Here is a 15,964-nt window from a genome sequence, read left to right as displayed (position 1 = left end):
TGCTGGGAGGGGGCGCCCCTTTTGGTGCGCCCACGAGCACCGAGCGCCGGTGCGCCAGCGCGAGCACCGGTCTGGCGTGTGCGCCGGGGCCCGGACGCCGAAGCGCCGCCCGCGTCCGGATGCGTGGGATCCGGGGCGGGCGGCGCGTCGGAGTGTGGAGCGCGGCGCGGTCAGCGGCTCACGGGGCCGGGGTGAGCAGGTCGCGGACCAGCTGGTCCAGCTGCTCGTCGGCGCCGAGGAACTGGCGCAGCGTCTTGGCGGTCGGGCCGAAGCTGATGAACTCCTCCGGCGTCATCCCGTCCTCGTCGTAGGCGCGGTTGAAGTCGGGGATGCGGCGCAGCTGCTCGATGTAGTGCGGGTCCACCGGCTCGTCCATCCGGGCGGTCGGCTCGTAGTCGGAGGCATTGATGATCTTCTGCCACGCGAACGGCGGGGAGACCACGACGTCGCCGCCCTGGAACTCCGACCACTGCAGCACGTTGCGGAACGCCGCCGACAGCAGCCGGGAGCGGAAGCCGCGCTCGCGGAAGATGCCGTAGGCCTTCTTGAACGCGGCCACGCCGGCCCATTCCAGCGCGGACGGGTCGAGGTAGATGCCGTCGCGGGCCACGACCGACTTCATCCAGTCGTCGAGGCGCCCGACCATGATCGTGACGACCGGGCCCATCGTGCTGACGTCCAGGCCCTCGGCCTCGCGGCGCTTGAGGCCGCGCTCGATCGCCTCGGCCGAGCGGACGGCCTGCGGCACCGAGAACGACACGGTGACGTTCATGGAGACGCCGCGGTAGGTGGCGTCCTCGATCGCCTCGATGCCGGTCGCGGTGGCGGGAACCTTCACCACGATGTTCGGGGCAAGCTCGGAGAACTCGACCGCCTGGTCGGACAGCGCCTGGGCGTCGCGGTAGTAGCGCGGGTCGGTCTGCATCGAGAGGCGTCCGTTGCGGCCCTGGTGCTCGGCGAAGGCCGGCTCCAGCAGCTTGGCGGCCTCGACCGACATGTCCTTGACGGCCTGCCAGCCGATCTGGGATTCGGTCCAGGTGGGGTTGCCTTCGGCGATCGCCTTGATGCGCGGCGCCCAGATGTCGGGGTGCTTGGAGATGGTGGTGTAGGCGATGACCGGGTTGCAGGTGGCGCCCACGCCGCCGAACGAGATGGACTGGCGCAGCTCGTCGAGGTCGGACGAGTCGTTCCACAGCACGGTGGGGAACTTCTGCGTGGCGGTGAGGAGAGGGCCTGGGGTCTGAGTGAGGCTGCTCACTGGGTGCTCCTGATTCGGTCTGGGCAGCACGGCCGTCCTTGGCCGTGCCTTCGATAGGACATTACCCAGTCAAGAGCACACAAAAGACAATGTCAAGCAAATGTTCGCACAAAGGGGCAGGGTGGGTCACTCCGCCACGAGGGTGAACTGGAAGGAGTACAGGTCGGCGTTGTAGATGTGCGAGCCGTACTCGATGATCCGGCCGTCGGAGTCGTAGGCCGTGCGCCGCATGGTCAGCATCGCCGATCCCGGCTTCACGTCGAGCCGGTCGGCGTCCGCCGCGTCCGCTGCGCGGGCACCCACCGACTGCTGCGCCGAGGCGGGGTGGATGTTGCGCTGCTCGAGGCAGGCGTACAGGCCGTGGCGCGGGCCGCTGCCCGACAGCTGAGTCAGCGACGGTGCGCTGTCGGCCGGTAGCAGGTTGCGCAGGATGGCCAGGACGCGGTCGTCGATCCAGCGCCGGCGTTCGATCCGGACGATCTCGGCGCCGGCCTCGCAGCCCAGGTGGAGCGCCTCCTCCTCGTCGGCGAACTTGACCTGGTAACTGAGCACCTCGGTGCGCGGGTCGAACCCGGCTTTCACGAGATCCTCGTTGAGCGAGGTGAGTGCGAGCGGGCGGCGTACGTGCGAGGGGGTGACCCGGGTGCCCACGCCGCGGCGGCGGGTGAGTAGGCCGCGGTTGACCAGATCCTGCAGGGCGCGGCGGGCGGTCGGGCGGGAGACGTTCAGGCGCTGCGCCATCGAGACTTCGTCCTCGATCAGCCGGCCCGGCTCCAGTTGGCCGGCCAGGATCATGCTCTCCAGTGGCTGCGCGATCTGGTGGTAGAGCGGGGTCGGCGAGGAGCGTTCGAGGCGGACGGGCAGGACGAACGGTTCGTCCAGCGAGCCGGCGGGGTCGGGCATGCCTGTGCTCCTCGGCGCAGTCTTGGGTTGAGAACGGCTCCTATTCTAGGGCAGGCAGGAAAAGTCTCTTTGTTAGAACAATTGCTTGACTTGCGGGCGATCACTGCCCAGACTGGAACCCGTCACCCGATCCCCGTCGTTGTGGAAGGAAGACCCTATGTCCAGCACTGCTGCGCCGCGGCTCGATCTACTCTCGATCGGCCGCAGTGGCGTGGACATCTACCCCGAACAGATCGGCGTCGGCCTTGAGGACGTGACGAGCTTCGGCAAGTTCCTCGGCGGCTCGCCGGCCAACGTCGCCGTCGCGGCCGCGCGGATGGGCAACAGCGCCGCCTTGATCAGCGGCGTGGGGGACGACCCCTTCGGCCGGTTCGTCCGGCGCGAACTGCGCCGCCTCGGGGTGTCCGATGACTACATTGTCACCAACGAGCACTTTCGCACCCCGGTCACCTTCTGCGAGATCTTCCCGCCCGACGACTTCCCGCTCTACTTCTACCGGCAGCCGTCCGCGCCCGACCTCGAACTGTCGGCCGACCAACTGCCGATGGACGCCGTGCGCGACGCCCGCATCTTCTGGCTGTCGGTCACCGGCCTGAGCGTCGAACCGTCGCGCTCGGCCCATCACGCCGCCCTGGACGCCCGCGGGCGCACCGGGCTCACCATCGCCGACCTCGACTACCGGCCGATGTTCTGGGAGGACGAGGCCACCGCGCACGCCGAAGTCGAACGCATGCTCGCCAAGGTGAACGTCGCGATCGGGAACAAGGAGGAATGCCGGATCGCGGTGGGGGAGACCGAACCCGACCGCGCCGCCGATGCGCTACTGGAGCGCGGCGTCGACATCGCCGTGGTCAAGCAGGGCCCGCTCGGCACGCTCGCCAAGACCCGCCAGGAGCGGATCGTCGTCCCGGTCACCCCGGTCGAGGTCTGCAACGGCCTCGGTGCCGGCGACTCCTTCGGCGGATCCTTCTGCCACGCCCTGCTGCAGGGCTGGGATCTGGCCCGTGCGGTCCAGTTCGCCTCGACCGCCGGCGCGATCGTGGCGTCCCGGCTCGAATGCTCGACCGCGATGCCCACCCAGGCCGAGGTGGAGCGGATGATCGGCGCGCACCCGGAATCGGCCCCCGTGGTCGAGAAGCGCTGAGGAGGACGAGATGAGCTACATCGAACGACTGTCCGAGATTCGCGCCACCGATCCGGGCCGCATCGCCCAGGTGATGGCCGAGCGTCCCCGCGCCGATCTGGCCACCGCCGGCCGCCTGATGGTGATCGCCTGCGACCACCCGGCCCGAGGGGCGCTGGGTGCAGGCCCGGACCCGCTCGCGATGGCGTCCCGGGAAGACGTGCTGCAGCGTTGCGTCGCCGCGCTGTCGCGCCCGGGTGTGAACGGGTTCCTGGGTGCGGCCGACATGATCGAGGATCTGGCGCTGCTGGGCGCCCTCGACGGCAAGGTGGTCTGGGGCTCGATGAACCGGGTCGGCCTGCAGGGCGCTGCCTTCGAGATGGACGACCGGTTCAACTGCTACGACACGGCCGGCATCAAGGCGTCCGGACTCAACGGCGGCAAGATGCTGCTGCGCTACAACTTCACCGACAAGCTCACCGCGCCCACCATGGTCGCCTGCGCGAACGCCGTCGACGACCTGGCCGCCGAGGGGCTCAACGCCATGGTCGAGCCGTTCATCTCGCAATGGAAGGGCACCCGGATCGTCAACGACCTGACGCCGGACGCGGTGATCCGCTCGATCGCGATCGCCTCCGGTATGGGCCGGACCTCGGCCTACACCTGGCTGAAGCTGCCGTGCGTCCCCGAGATGGAGCGCGTGATGGAAGCGACGACGCTGCCGAGCCTCATTCTCGGCGGCGAGGTGTCGTCCTCACCCGACTCGGCCCTGGCCGGCTGGGCGGAGGCGCTCGCCCTGCCGAACGTCCGCGGTCTGGTCATCGGCCGTTCCCTGCTTTTCCCGCCCGATGACGATGTCGCGGCGGCCGTCGATAGTGCTGTGGAGTTGCTGTGAACAACGAGAAATACATCATCCGGGCCGGCCGGACCGCCCATCAGGCCTACGAGCTGGACCTCAGCCCGGACCAGGCCGGGTGGGAGTGGTCGTCCTTGCGCGTCCTCGCCGTGGAGGCGGGCGTCCCGGTCACGGTCCCCGGCGGCGAGGCGGAGTTCCTCGTGCTGCCGCTGACCGGCGGCTGCACCGTCGAGGCCGGCGGTGAGGTGTTCGAACTGACCGGACGGGCCTCGGTGTTCACCGACATCACCGACTACCTCTACGTGCCGCGCAATACCGACATCGTGGTGACCTCGGACGCCGGCGCGCGCGTCGCCCTGCCCGGCGCGAAGGCCACCCAGGACCTGCCGCTGCGCTACTGCCCGCGCTCGGAGGTCAACGTCGGGCTGCGTGGGCCGGCCCGTCCTCGCGCCAGGTGAACAACTACGCCCTCGGCAACGAGGTGGAGACCTCGCACCTGCTCGCCTGCGAGGTGCTCACCCCCGGCGGCAACTGGTCGTCCTACCCGCCGCACAAGCACGACGAGCACACCGAGGTGGAGCGCGTCCTGGAGGAGATCTACTACTACGAGATCCGCCCCGGCGCCGACGGGGCGGACGGGTTCGCGATCCAGCGGATCTATCCCTCGCCCGGCCACGACATCGACGTGTGCACCGAGGTGCGGCACGGCGACGTCGTGGTGATGCCCTACGGCTACCACGGCCCGTCCGTCGCGGCCCCCGGCTACGACCTGTACTACCTCAACGTGATGGCCGGCCCGGCCGAGGACTCGGTGTGGCTGATGACCGACGACCCGCACCACACCTGGATCCGCCCATCGTGGGAGGGGCAAGAGGTCGACTCGCGCCTGCCCATGACGCCCACGCACTGACCGTCCTGATCACCTTCGGAACCACAGGAAGAACAACTCATATGACCACCTCTCCCGTCCCCACCGTGCGCCTCACCGTCGCGCAGGCGACCATCCGGTTCCTCGTCAACCAGTATTCGGAGCGTGACGGCGTCGAGCAGCGGCTGATCGCCGGCGCCTTCGGCATCTTCGGCCACGGCAACGTCGCGGGGCTCGGTCAGGCGATGCTGCAGAACGAACTCGACCCCGAACCTGACGGCGGCGAGCTGCCCTACATCATGCCCCGCAACGAGCAGGGCCAGGTGCACGCCGCCGCGGCGTTCGCGAAGGCGACCAACCGGTTGCAGACCCTGATGTGCACCGCGTCCATCGGGCCCGGTTCGCTCAACATGGTGACCGGCGCCGCGCTGGCGACCACCAACCGGGTGCCGGTGCTGCTGTTCCCCTCCGACCAGTTCGCCACCCGCTACCCCGATCCCGTTCTGCAGCAGATCGAGAACGCCCAGACGCTCGATACGACCGCGAACGACGCATTCCGCCCGGTGTCGGCCTTCTTCGACCGGATCAACCGTCCCGAGCAGCTCCTGCCCTCGCTCATGCAGGCGATGCGGACGCTGGTCGACCCGGCCGACACCGGTGCGGTCGTGATCGCGATGCCCCAGGACGTGCAGGCCGAGGCGTTCGACTTCCCCGTCGAGATGTTCGCCAAGCGGGTCTGGCACGTGCGGCGTCCGCCCCTGGAGCGGGCCGCGCTGGACCGCGCGGTGGCGCTGATCAAGGCCGCCGAGCGTCCGCTGATCGTCTCCGGCGGCGGCACCATCTACTCCGAGGCCTCGCAGGAGTTGCGCGCGTTCGCGGCGGCCACCGGCATCCCGGTCTCCGACACCCAGGCGGGCAAGGGCGCGATCAACTTCGACCACCCGCAGTCGGTGGGCGGCGTCGGCTCCACCGGCGGCGACTCGGCCAACCATCTGGCCGACCAGGCCGACCTGGTGATCGGCATCGGCACCCGCTATTCGGACTTCACCACCGCGTCCCACACCCAGTTCAAGAACCCTGAGGTGACGTTCGTCAACATCAACGTCAAGGCGTTCGACGCGGTCAAGAACGCCGGCGAGATGCTGGTCGCGGACGCCCGCGAGGCCCTGGTCGCGCTCACCGAAGCCCTCTCCGGTCACCAGGTCAGCGAGGCTTACGCCGCCGAGGTCGCCGCCGAGAAGGCCGCCTGGGAGGCGAAGGTGCACCAGCTCACCCATCTGGGCCACCAGCCGCTGCCGGCCCAGATCGAGGTCTTCGGTGCGCTGAACGAGCTGATGGGCGACAACGACGTGGTGATCAACGCCGCCGGCTCCATGCCCGGCGACCTGCAGGCCCTGTGGCAGGCGCGCACCCCGGTGCAATACCACGTCGAATACGGGTTCTCCTGCATGGGGTACGAGATTCCCGCGGCCATGGGCGTGAAGCTGGCGCTGCCGGATTCGGAGGTCGTCTCGATCGTCGGCGACGGCACCTACCAGATGCTGCCGATGGAACTGGCCACCATCGCCCAGGAGGGCATCAAGGTCATCTTCGTGCTGCTGCAGAACTACGGCTACGCCTCCATCGGCGCCCTGTCGGAGTCGCGCGGCTCGCAGCGCTTCGGCACCCGCTACCGCCAGGGCGGCCAGGGTGCCTCGCACACCGCCGACGGCGCCAAGCTGGACGTCGACATCGCCGCGAACGCCCGCTCGTGGGGCATCGACGTGATCGAGGTGCACACCATCGCCGAGTTCAAGGACGCCTACCGCCAGGCCGAGGCGTCTGAGCGGCCGACGATGATCCACATCGAGACCGACCTGTACGGCCCCAATCCGCCGTCGTCCTCGTGGTGGGACGTGCCGGTGTCGGAGGTGTCCCGCATCGAGACCACGCAGGCGGCCTACGCCGAGCACCTGCGTAACCGCGCACCTCAGCGCCACTACCTGCGCTGAGGTCGTCCCTGGGAAGGGGAATCGAGGGTGTGCCGTGCCGGTCGGTGGTCGCGGCACACCCTCATGGTTGGTCGCCGGACCGCGCCCCACCCATTCACGCCACGAGGTCTCCGGAGTCTGCAGCGCCTAAAGGTCATCCTCAGGGTGTAGGCACCTTCGACCGAAGGTGGACGCGCTCGGACGCAATCTGCGCAAGGGTAGTAGGGAGTATCTGCCCGAGGATGTGAGCTTTGTGACCGACCCCGCCCCTGTTCCCTCTCCCGCGCCGCCGTCGCGACGGCGCCTGAGATGGTGGCAGATCCTGCTGATCGTCGTCGGAGGAGTCTTCGCTCTGATCGGGGTGGCGGCGGTGGTGATGCCGCTGGTGTTGTTCATGACGATGAACAACGGCGCCAGTCTCCCCGGGACGCAGGAGGTCGCGGTCGTGCGCACCGACCTGACCCAATCGGTCTCCCTGTCCGGAACCATCCAGCCCACCCAGCGGCTCGACCTCGACTTCAGCAGTGAAGGTGAGATCACCGACGTCAATGTCGCCGCCGGCGACCCGGTCAACAAGGGCACCGAGTTGGCGTCCATCGACGACACGGAGCTGCGCCGCGCCCTCACCGATGCGAAGGCAGAGAACGACGCCGCTTGGAAGGACTACCAGGACGCCCGCAAGGCCGGCTCCTCGGCCCAGGCCACCGCGATGCGTTCGGCCTACAATCTCAAGGCGCAGGCGCTCAAGGACGCCCAGGCCGCGCTCGACAAGGCCACGCTCGTCTCGACGATCGACGGCGTCGTGGCCGCGGTGAACGTGAAGCCCGGCGAGATGGCCGGCGGCTCGGGCGGCGGCCTGGGCGGATCGGGCACCGGGCGTGACCCGGCGGCGTCCGGTGGTGGGGCGGCCGTGGTCGTCATCTCCCGCACCTTCCAGGTGGAGACGTCGGTCGGATCCGCCGAGCGCGCCCGCATCGCCAAGGGGCAGAGCGCGACCATCACCACCTCGTCCTCGGCGACGCCGCTGCGCGGAACCGTGACGGCGGTGGGCGTGGTCGCCCAGGCAGCCGAGACGACCGAGAGGGCGAGCGCGGCGACCTTCGCCGTCACCATCGCCATCGACGGCGAGCCCGAGGGCGTCTTCACCGGCTCCGCGGCCACCGTCGAGATCGACAGCGAGGGCAAGCGCGGGGTGCTGGCGGTGCCCTTGTCCGCCCTGATCGAGCACCGCGACACGGACGCCCAGGTGATGGTCAAGCGCGGGGACGCCATCGAAGAGGTTGCGATCAAGGTCGGTATCACCGCCGGCGAACAGATCGAGGTGGTCTCCGGCCTGGAGGAGGGCGACACGATCGTCGCCTACGAGGGCTTCGACCCCGGCTCCGGAATGCCCGGAACCGGCGGCGGCGGGCCGGTTCGGGCCGAGCCGGCCCCGGCGAGGCGGAGCCGCCCCGATGAGCGTCGCGGAACAGGAACTTGGCCCCATCCCGGTGCTGCAGTTGCGCGAGGTCTGGAAGACCTACGCCCAGGGCGACGTGCATGTGCACGCCCTGCGCGGCGTCGACCTTGACGTGCGTGCCGGTGAATACGTGGCCATCATCGGGCCGTCCGGGTCGGGCAAGTCGACCCTGATGAACATCATCGGCTGCCTCGACGTGCTCAGCCGCGGGCAGTACGTCCTCGATGGGCGCGACGTGGCCCGGCTGAGCGACAACGAACTCGCCGACATCCGCAACGAGCGGATCGGCTTCGTGTTCCAGCAGTTCAATCTGCTCCCCAGTCAGGCGGCCTGGCGCAACGTCGAGCTGCCGCTGTGGTACGCCGGCGTCCGCGGCACCGAGCGCAAACAGCGAGCCCTGGACGCCCTGGCCCGCGTCGGCCTGGCCGATCGCGCCCATCACAAGCCGGGACAGCTGTCCGGCGGCCAGCAGCAGCGCGTGGCGATCGCGCGGGCGCTGGTCACCGACCCCGCCCTGATCCTGGCTGACGAGCCGACCGGCAACCTCGACTCGGTCTCCACCGCCGACGTCCTCGAACTCCTCGACGAGCTGCACGCCGCCGGGCGCACCATCGTGCTGATCACCCACGAGCCCGACGTGGCCGCCCGAGCCGACCGGATCGTGCACGTCTTCGACGGCCGGATCGCCCGCATCGACGAGACGGCCCGCCGATGATGAGCCTGTGGGAGACGCTGCGCATCTCGCTGGACGCCCTGTTCGCGCACCGCGTCCGCTCGCTGCTGACCACCTTGGGCATCACCATCGGCATCGCCGCGGTGACCTTGTCGGTCGGGCTGGCCCAAGGCGCCACCACGAGCGTCAGCGACCAGATCGGCAGCCTGGGCTCCAACCTGCTGATGGTGCAGCCCGGTGGGCGCCCCTCGTCCGATGGCGGCGCGATGCGGGTCGAGCCGGCGCCGTTGACGATGGCGGACGCCGACGCGCTGGCCGACCGTGCGATCGCGCCCGACATCGCCGGCGTGGCGCCGGTGATCCAGGCCGGTACCGAGTTGCGCGTCGGTGACAAGGTGTCGTCGCTGTCGGTCGAAGCCAGCACGGCCGACTGGCTGAGCGTCCGCAGTCGCGCGCTCGCCGGGGGCCGGTTCTTCGACGAAGCCGAATATGCCGACGCCGCGCCGGTGCTCGTGCTCAGCACGGACGCCGCGACCGAGCTCTTCGGTGATGCCTCGGACGCCGTCGGGCGTCCGGTGGCGGTGCTCGGCACCACCTTCACCGTCACCGGCGTGCTCGACAGCGACGGCGGCATGATGGGAATGAGTGAGGGGGTGGTGGTCCCGATGACCACCTACCACGAGCGGTTGTCTTACGGCGCGGAGGGCCTGTCGGCCATCTATCTGCAGGCCGCCTCGGCCGACCGGCTCAGCCAGGCCCACCAGGAGGCCGAATCCTTGCTGCTCGCCCGGCGCGGGATCGCCGATGCCCGCAGCGCCGACTTCACGATCATCTCTCAGCAGTCGCTGGTGGACGCGATGGCCGAGATCACCACCATCCTCACCCTGCTGCTGGGCGGCATCGCCGCGATCTCGCTGGTGGTGGGTGGCATCGGCGTGATGAACATCATGCTGGTCTCGGTCTCGGAGCGCTTTCGCGAGATCGGCCTGCGCAAGGCGCTCGGCGCCCGGCGCCGGACCATCCTGATGCAGTTCCTCATCGAGGCGGCCGTCCTGGCGCTGCTGGGAGGCATCTTCGGGCTGCTGTTCAGCGCGGGGGTGGCCTGGCTGATCTCAAGCCTGGCGAAGTTCCCGGTGCCGCTGTCGCTGCCCACCGTCCTGCTCGCGCTCGGCGTCTCGGCCACCATCGGCCTGGTCGCTGGCGTCTACCCGGCCGCGAGGGCCGCCCGTCTTGCCCCGATCGACGCGCTGCGGCGCGAGTGAATCAGGAGTCACCGTGACCGATCAGCCCACACCGACCACCCCCGCCCCGTTGCCGCCAGTCCCGTTGCCGCCCGCACGGGTGCTGGACGCCGTTCCCGACGGGGGCTCGCCGCGCGTGGCGCGCGTCCGGCGCCGCCGGCGGGTCGTCGCCGCAGTGACCGCCGGCGTCCTCGTCGCCGGCGGGACGACCTGGGGTGTGGCCCAGGCCATGCAGCGAGGCACGCGTGCCGAGCGCTACACCACCGTCGAGGCGTCCCGGGGCGCGGTCACCCAGCTGCTCAACTCCAGCGGCACGGTCGCGAAGGTCAACGAGATGGCGGTGCGTTTCCCGGCCGCCGGGCGGGTGGCCGAGGTGCGGGCCGCCGTCGGGGACACCGTGGAACCCGGCGACGTGCTGGCCGTCCTCGATCCCGAGCAGCTGCGGCGCGCACTGCTGCAAGCCCAAGCCGACGCGGACGCCGCCACCCTCGCCCTGGAGCAAGCCCGCGAGGCGGCCAAGGGTGGATCGGGAACCGGCGACCCCGGTACTGGCGATCTGGGTACTGGCGATCCGGGGAGTGGCGATCCGGGGAGCGGTGGCGGCAGTGGCACCCCGCCCCAACAGGGGGGCGGGCAGCCCGTGGCGCCCTCGATCCCCGCGCCGCCCGATCCGTCGGTCGACGTGAGCACCCTGGAAGGTGCGCTCGCGGCCGCGGACGCCGAGGCCGTGCTGGTCGCCGAGCGTCGTGCCGCGGCGGACGCCGCACTCACCGTGGTCGCGCAGGTCTGCCCCGCAGGCACGCCAGCGCCGTCCCCGTCGGTGACGCCGTCGTCCACCGTGTCGCCGTCGCCTACGGTGTCTCCGTCTTCTAGCGTGGCGCCGTCTCCCACCGCGTTGCCGTCTCCCACGGCGACTCCCGCTCCTGGCGGTTCGCCGTCGCCGACAGTGTCTCCGGTTCCCGCTGCCTCGCCGTCTCCGTCGGTTGCCGAGCGGGGAGCGGGCGCGAGCCGCACCTCGGGGTCGGCGGCGAAGGCGACGACGGACGCCGATCCCGAAGCGTGCCGTGCTGCCCTGGTCAAGGCCGCCGAAGCGCAGGCGTCCGTCGCCGAGGCTCAGGCCCGGTTGTCGGCCGCGCAGGAGCGTGGCGGCGGCATCCTGAATGAGGCCCGCGCGGCGGTCGGCGGCGTGATCGGCGCGGTGCAGGCGTGGTTCGCCGCAGTGGTCGAGGCGGTCGCGTCTCTCGGGACGCCGGGCACACCCGCCGGGAACCCTGGTACGGGGACTCCCGGGGGCGGCGTGTCACCGTCGCTCGGTGCCGGTGCCGGTGCCGGTGGTGGTGCTGGTGCTGGTGCGGCGGGCGGACCGGTGCCTGCGGCGTCCGGCCTTGATCGATCGAGCATCACCTCGGCCGAGGTGGCCCACGCCAAGGCGCAGCGCGCGCTGGCGGCGGCCCAGGACGACCTCGAGGCCGCCACCCTGCGCGCACCGATAGCGGGCGTGGTGTCGGCGCTGCCGTTCACCGCAGGCGCCCAGGCGTCCGAGACCGATCAGGCGGTGATCACCGCGCCCGGTGCGGTGCAGGTCACCATCGCGATCCCGGCGGCCTCCTTCCCCTATGTCCGCAACGGCCAGCAGGCCACCCTGCGCGCGTCGGGCGGTGCCGAGGCGAACGCGTCCGTGATGAGCAAGGCGCTCGTGCCGACCGATGACGGCTACGCGGTCACCCTGCTGAGCAGCGGTAGCGGTGCGGACTCCTTCGCATCCGGCGTCCGCGCCTCGGTGCAGATCGAGGTGAGTAACGCGACCGACGTCGTCGTGGTGCCGTTGTCGGCCGTCCGCCGCACCGGCAGCGACGGCGTGGTGAAGGTGCTGTCAGGCCACGAGGTGACCGAGGTGCCGGTGAAGCTCGGCAGCATCGGCGACTCCCACGCCGAGGTGATCGAGGGAATCGCCGAGGGCGACCGCCTCGTCGTCGCCGACGCCGAGATCCCGCTCCCGGGCCTCGACTTCGGCGGCCCGCAGTGACCTGCGGAGTTGCAGAGTCGCAGGTAAAACCGTTGCAAAAGTACAGATAGATCCGTTGCAGAACAGCTGACGGAACTGTTGCAGAACCCACGAGGGGCCGGCGTTCATGGCCGTCGGCACCGGCACCGAGTACGCCGACACGCTCCCGTCGGTGGTTCATGTGATCCTGCTGGGATGCTTGGGCTTCTGAGGCCGGCCTGCGGGGTTGAACCTGGCCTGCGGTGGCCTCAGAGGTGAGGGCATGCTAATTTCTACACAACGTAGTAGAAAAAAGGTGACTCATGACTCACGACACCGAACTGCCGATGGGCTCGCGCCCGATCGAGAACGTAGCCGGGCATTGGGTGCTGGCCCGGATGGGGAAGAAGGTCCTGCGCCCCGGCGGCCGGGAACTCACCGAACGCATGTTGGGTGCGGTCCCCGTCGAGGGGCGCGACGTGGTCGAACTCGCGCCCGGCCTCGGGCTGACCGCGCGGGCGATCCTCGATCTCGGACCGGCGAGCTACACCGGCGTCGATGAGAATCCCGAGGCGGCCACGATCGTCCGCAGTGTGGTCGAACCGTTCGGCCGGGTCGTCAACGGGGACGCCGCGCACACCGGCCTGCCCGATGATTCGGCCGACGTCATCGTCGGCGAAGCGATGCTCACCATGCAGACCGACCGCGGCAAGTCGGCGATCATCGGCGAAGCCTGCCGGGTGCTGCGACCGGGCGGCCACTACGCCATTCACGAACTTGGCCTGAAGCCGGACGACGTGAGCGACGACATCAAGAACACGGTCCGGGTCGATCTGGCCCGCGCGATCAAGGTCAATGCGCGCCCGCTCACGCTCGTCGAATGGCGGGCAGCGCTGGAGGCGCACGGCCTCGAGGTCGTCTTCGCCGGCACCGCCCCGATGGCGCTGCTCGACCCCAAGCGGGTGGTCGCCGACGAAGGCGTGCGTGGTGCACTGAGAATGATCGTCAACGTGCTGCGCAACCGCCGCGCCCGGGCCCGCGTGCTGGGCATGCGCCGGGTCTTCCGTACCCACCGCGACACGCTCACCGCGGTCGCCATGGTCGCTCGGCGTCCGCTGGGTGACGACACCGAGAAGGAGAACGAAGAATGACCGACGCCCCGTTCACCACCCTGGCCGACCTCACCGACCTGGTGCAGGTGCAGCCGGAGTCCACCGTGTCGCGGACCGTGTTCCGCGCCGCCGGCGTCCGGGTGGTCATGTTCGCCTTCGACGCGGGGCAGGAACTCACCGAGCACACTGCCGCGATGCCCGTCCTGCTGCAGGTGCTGTCGGGTGCGTTGGCGATCACCGCGGACGGCCGCACCGACGACCTGGTGCCCGGTGGCCTGATGCACCTGGACGCCCGCGTCCCGCACGCCGTCCGCGCCTCCGAACCCGCCATCTTGATGCTGACCATGCTCGACCCGCGCTGACACTGCTGCGCATACGTCATCCACCTTCACGCGCACGAGTTGCACCGTTGCGCACGGAATTTCGTGCGCGACGGTGCAACTCGTAGGCGCGAGCGCGACCAGCTCAGGCTGGTGCGGTTTACGAGCCCAGGATGACCAGCAACTGGGCGAACAGGATCTTGCCGATCATCGCCGCGGGGTAGACCAGCGCGTAGCCGAGGGCGACGCGGTTGTCGAAGCCCGAGCGGGTGTTCGCGTAGGCGAGCACCGCGGGCTGGGTCTGGGTTCCGCCCAACTGGCCCGAGAGTTGCACCCAGTCGGTGCGGTGGAAGGCCCGCGCGAGGGCGATCACGGCCACGGCGGCGACGACGGTCACCACGAAGCCGAGGACCGCGATCCGCCAGCCCAGGTTCTGAGGTGACGGCTTCGGCGAACAGCAGTCCCGCCTTCGAGCCGGCGAACGCCAGGAAGACCAGCATGCCGAAGTTCGACAGCGCGTGCGCGGCCGGCGACGACATGGTGATCGGGAGCGGACCGAGGTGGCCGAGGCGTCCGAACACCAGACCGGCGATGAGGGTGCCCGCGGCGGTGCCCAGCACGAAGGTGCCCGTCGGCAGCGGAATGGGGATCATGCCGATCGCGATGCCGATCAGCAGGCCGAGCGCGAAGCCGCTGGGGTTGATGTCGGCGAAACCGCGCTCGGAGTCGCCCAGGTAGCGGCGGATCGGCGCCATCTGGTCGCGCGGTGCGACGATGCGCAGCCGGTCGCCCATCTGCACGACGAAGTCGTGATCGGGCACCATGTCGAGGTCGCCGCGGCGGACGCGGGACACGTGCGCCCCGAAGCGCTTGTCGAGTTCGAGCTCGTCCAAATGCTTGCCGGCCATGGACGCCACCGACAAGGTGACCCGGTTGGAGTCGAGGTGGGTGCGGTCGCCGATGATGTCGTGGGACGAGACGTGCCCCAACTCCTTGATGAGGGCAGCCATCGTGGCCGGGGGAGCGACGACGCTGATCAGGTCGTGGGTGGCGAGCACCTCCTCAGGGCTGGCCACCACGGTGGGTGCGGTCGCCGAACCGTGCCGGACGCGGGTGATGGTCAGCGACTCATGATGGTGGCGCTCCAGCAGTTCGGCGACGGTGACCGGCTCGATGCGATCCAGGCGGATCGTCCGCTGTTCCAGGCGCTGAGCGCGGGCGGGCTTGCTCTCGCGGGCGCCCTTGGCTAGCACCCAACCGGACGCCAGCATCATCCCGATCACGCCCCACAGGTAGCTGATCGAATAGCCGACCGCCGGTAGTTCGGCGTCCCCGGCGGCCTGGCCGGCGGCGGCCAGCGCGGGCGTGTTGGTGAGCGCACCCGCGAAAGTGCCGGCGATCACCGGCGTCGGCAGGTTGAGGCCGCGTCCGACCAGGAACGCCGACACGGCAGCGATCCCGAGCGCGGCGATGGTGACCAACATGACCGGCCAGCCGCGCTTCAGCGACCCGAAGAAGCTCGGGCCCGAGGTGATGCCCACCGTGTAGGTGAACACCATCAGGCCGAAGTTGCCCAGGATCTCGGGGATGGTGAGCGTCACCTCTTGCGTGGTGCCCCACGCGGTGACCCCGATCGCGACGAACAGCACGGCCGCAGCGCCGAGTTGGACGCCGACGATCTTGATCTGGCCGAGCAGCGAGCCAAGAAGGAGGAGGAGGGCGAGCAGCAGCAACGGGTGCTGCTCCAGGAGCACGAACATCGGAAGAAGTCCTCGTGAGGTTGCGGGGGAACGAACCGACAGCCAAGGCCCAATCGCGAGGCCCCTGCTCTAGCGGACGGCCCGATAGGTTTTCGGGCTTGAGATCATCCTCCTCCGGCGCCTTCCCAGACGCGGACGCCCAGTGGCCAGTGCCGGATTCGTCCCTCTCACCGCTGCGCGTCAGCCCCGGATTCACACCGGGTTCCCTTCGCCGCATGGCGTGCTCGAACCGTCTGAACGATCGTAACAGCCGAGCGTCGCGGGGGTGCCGATTGTGGAGTCATGGGGGGTCTGGTTGAGGACCTCAAGGACACCCGCCCGCCTGAGCGATAGCGCTGCTGGCGACGTGAGAAGGATCGGGTCTGACTACCGACCCGGTTCTTCTCAGTTCGTGCGTGCTGCGGTCGATTGTGCTCGTTGATACACCTGGGGCTCAT

Annotated in this window: 12 protein-coding genes, 2 pseudogenes and 1 riboswitch; of the genes and pseudogenes, 10 read left to right on the top strand and 4 right to left on the bottom strand. The window is 69.9% G+C overall.

Going from position 1 to position 15,964, the window contains the following annotated elements:
- Positions 1 to 178: 178 nt before the first annotated feature.
- Together QM708_RS06375 and QM708_RS06370 are read right to left on the bottom strand one after the other, a co-directional pair.
- On the bottom strand, positions 179 to 1,258 hold the full coding sequence (locus tag QM708_RS06375; protein WP_415105613.1) for a transaldolase family protein: 1,080 nt from the start codon (positions 1,256 to 1,258) through the stop codon (positions 179 to 181).
- Between the two features lie 126 nt (positions 1,259 to 1,384).
- Positions 1,385 to 2,161 carry a GntR family transcriptional regulator gene (locus QM708_RS06370; RefSeq protein WP_415105610.1) on the bottom strand — a complete coding sequence of 259 codons (777 nt, stop codon included), beginning with the start codon at positions 2,159 to 2,161 and terminating at the stop codon, positions 1,385 to 1,387.
- Between the two features lie 157 nt (positions 2,162 to 2,318).
- Here QM708_RS06370 and iolC point away from each other — a divergent pair, with 157 nt between their 5' ends.
- From iolC to QM708_RS06320, 10 genes and pseudogenes are all read left to right on the top strand, one after another.
- On the top strand, positions 2,319 to 3,305 hold the full coding sequence (iolC, locus tag QM708_RS06365; protein WP_415105607.1) for a 5-dehydro-2-deoxygluconokinase: 987 nt from the start codon (positions 2,319 to 2,321) through the stop codon (positions 3,303 to 3,305).
- Positions 3,306 to 3,315: 10 nt separating this feature from the next.
- A complete protein-coding gene (locus tag QM708_RS06360; RefSeq protein ID WP_415105604.1) occupies positions 3,316 to 4,179 on the top strand; it encodes a deoxyribose-phosphate aldolase in 864 nt (287 codons plus the stop codon).
- Positions 4,176 to 5,050: pseudogene (iolB, locus tag QM708_RS06355) on the top strand (5-deoxy-glucuronate isomerase). Before QM708_RS06360 ends, iolB begins: the two are co-directional and overlap by 4 nt.
- A gap of 41 nt (positions 5,051 to 5,091) precedes the next feature.
- Positions 5,092 to 6,999 (top strand): 3D-(3,5/4)-trihydroxycyclohexane-1,2-dione acylhydrolase (decyclizing), encoded by a 1,908-nt coding sequence (gene iolD / locus QM708_RS06350; protein ID WP_415105601.1) that lies wholly within the window; start codon positions 5,092 to 5,094, stop codon positions 6,997 to 6,999.
- A gap of 232 nt (positions 7,000 to 7,231) precedes the next feature.
- A complete protein-coding gene (locus QM708_RS06345) occupies positions 7,232 to 8,548 on the top strand; it encodes an efflux RND transporter periplasmic adaptor subunit (RefSeq protein WP_415105598.1) in 1,317 nt (438 codons plus the stop codon).
- Entirely contained in the window at positions 8,433 to 9,152 is a 720-nt protein-coding gene (locus QM708_RS06340) for an ABC transporter ATP-binding protein (RefSeq protein ID WP_415105595.1), read from the top strand. The genes QM708_RS06345 and QM708_RS06340 overlap by 116 nt, the downstream gene beginning before the upstream one ends.
- The gene (locus QM708_RS06335; RefSeq protein WP_415105592.1) at positions 9,149 to 10,372 is read left to right on the top strand and encodes an ABC transporter permease; all 1,224 of its coding nucleotides are present in this window, start codon (positions 9,149 to 9,151) and stop codon (positions 10,370 to 10,372) included. Before QM708_RS06340 ends, QM708_RS06335 begins: the two co-directional genes overlap by 4 nt.
- A 13-nt stretch (positions 10,373 to 10,385) precedes the next feature.
- Positions 10,386 to 12,377: a biotin/lipoyl-binding protein gene (locus QM708_RS06330; protein WP_415105590.1), complete on the top strand. Its 1,992-nt coding sequence runs from the start codon at positions 10,386 to 10,388 to the stop codon at positions 12,375 to 12,377.
- A gap of 281 nt (positions 12,378 to 12,658) precedes the next feature.
- A complete protein-coding gene (locus tag QM708_RS06325) occupies positions 12,659 to 13,486 on the top strand; it encodes a class I SAM-dependent methyltransferase (protein ID WP_415105587.1) in 828 nt (275 codons plus the stop codon).
- The gene (locus tag QM708_RS06320) at positions 13,483 to 13,809 is read left to right on the top strand and encodes a cupin domain-containing protein (RefSeq protein ID WP_415105584.1); all 327 of its coding nucleotides are present in this window, start codon (positions 13,483 to 13,485) and stop codon (positions 13,807 to 13,809) included. The genes QM708_RS06325 and QM708_RS06320 overlap by 4 nt, the downstream gene beginning before the upstream one ends.
- A 118-nt stretch (positions 13,810 to 13,927) precedes the next feature.
- Here the strand turns inward: QM708_RS06320 and QM708_RS06315 are convergent, their stop codons facing one another.
- Entirely contained in the window at positions 13,928 to 14,140 is a 213-nt protein-coding gene (locus QM708_RS06315) for a hypothetical protein (protein ID WP_415111313.1), read from the bottom strand.
- A 73-nt stretch (positions 14,141 to 14,213) separates the two neighbouring features.
- Positions 14,214 to 15,527: pseudogene (locus QM708_RS06310) on the bottom strand (TrkA C-terminal domain-containing protein); the annotation flags it as partial.
- A gap of 65 nt (positions 15,528 to 15,592) precedes the next feature.
- A riboswitch (cobalamin riboswitch) is annotated at positions 15,593 to 15,776 on the bottom strand.
- Positions 15,777 to 15,964: the final 188 nt, after the last annotated feature.

It is taken from the genome of Propioniciclava sp. (assembly GCF_047602245.1).
GTDB lineage: Bacteria > Actinomycetota > Actinomycetes > Propionibacteriales > Propionibacteriaceae > Propioniciclava.
This window is presented reverse-complemented; position numbering and strand designations above follow the sequence as displayed.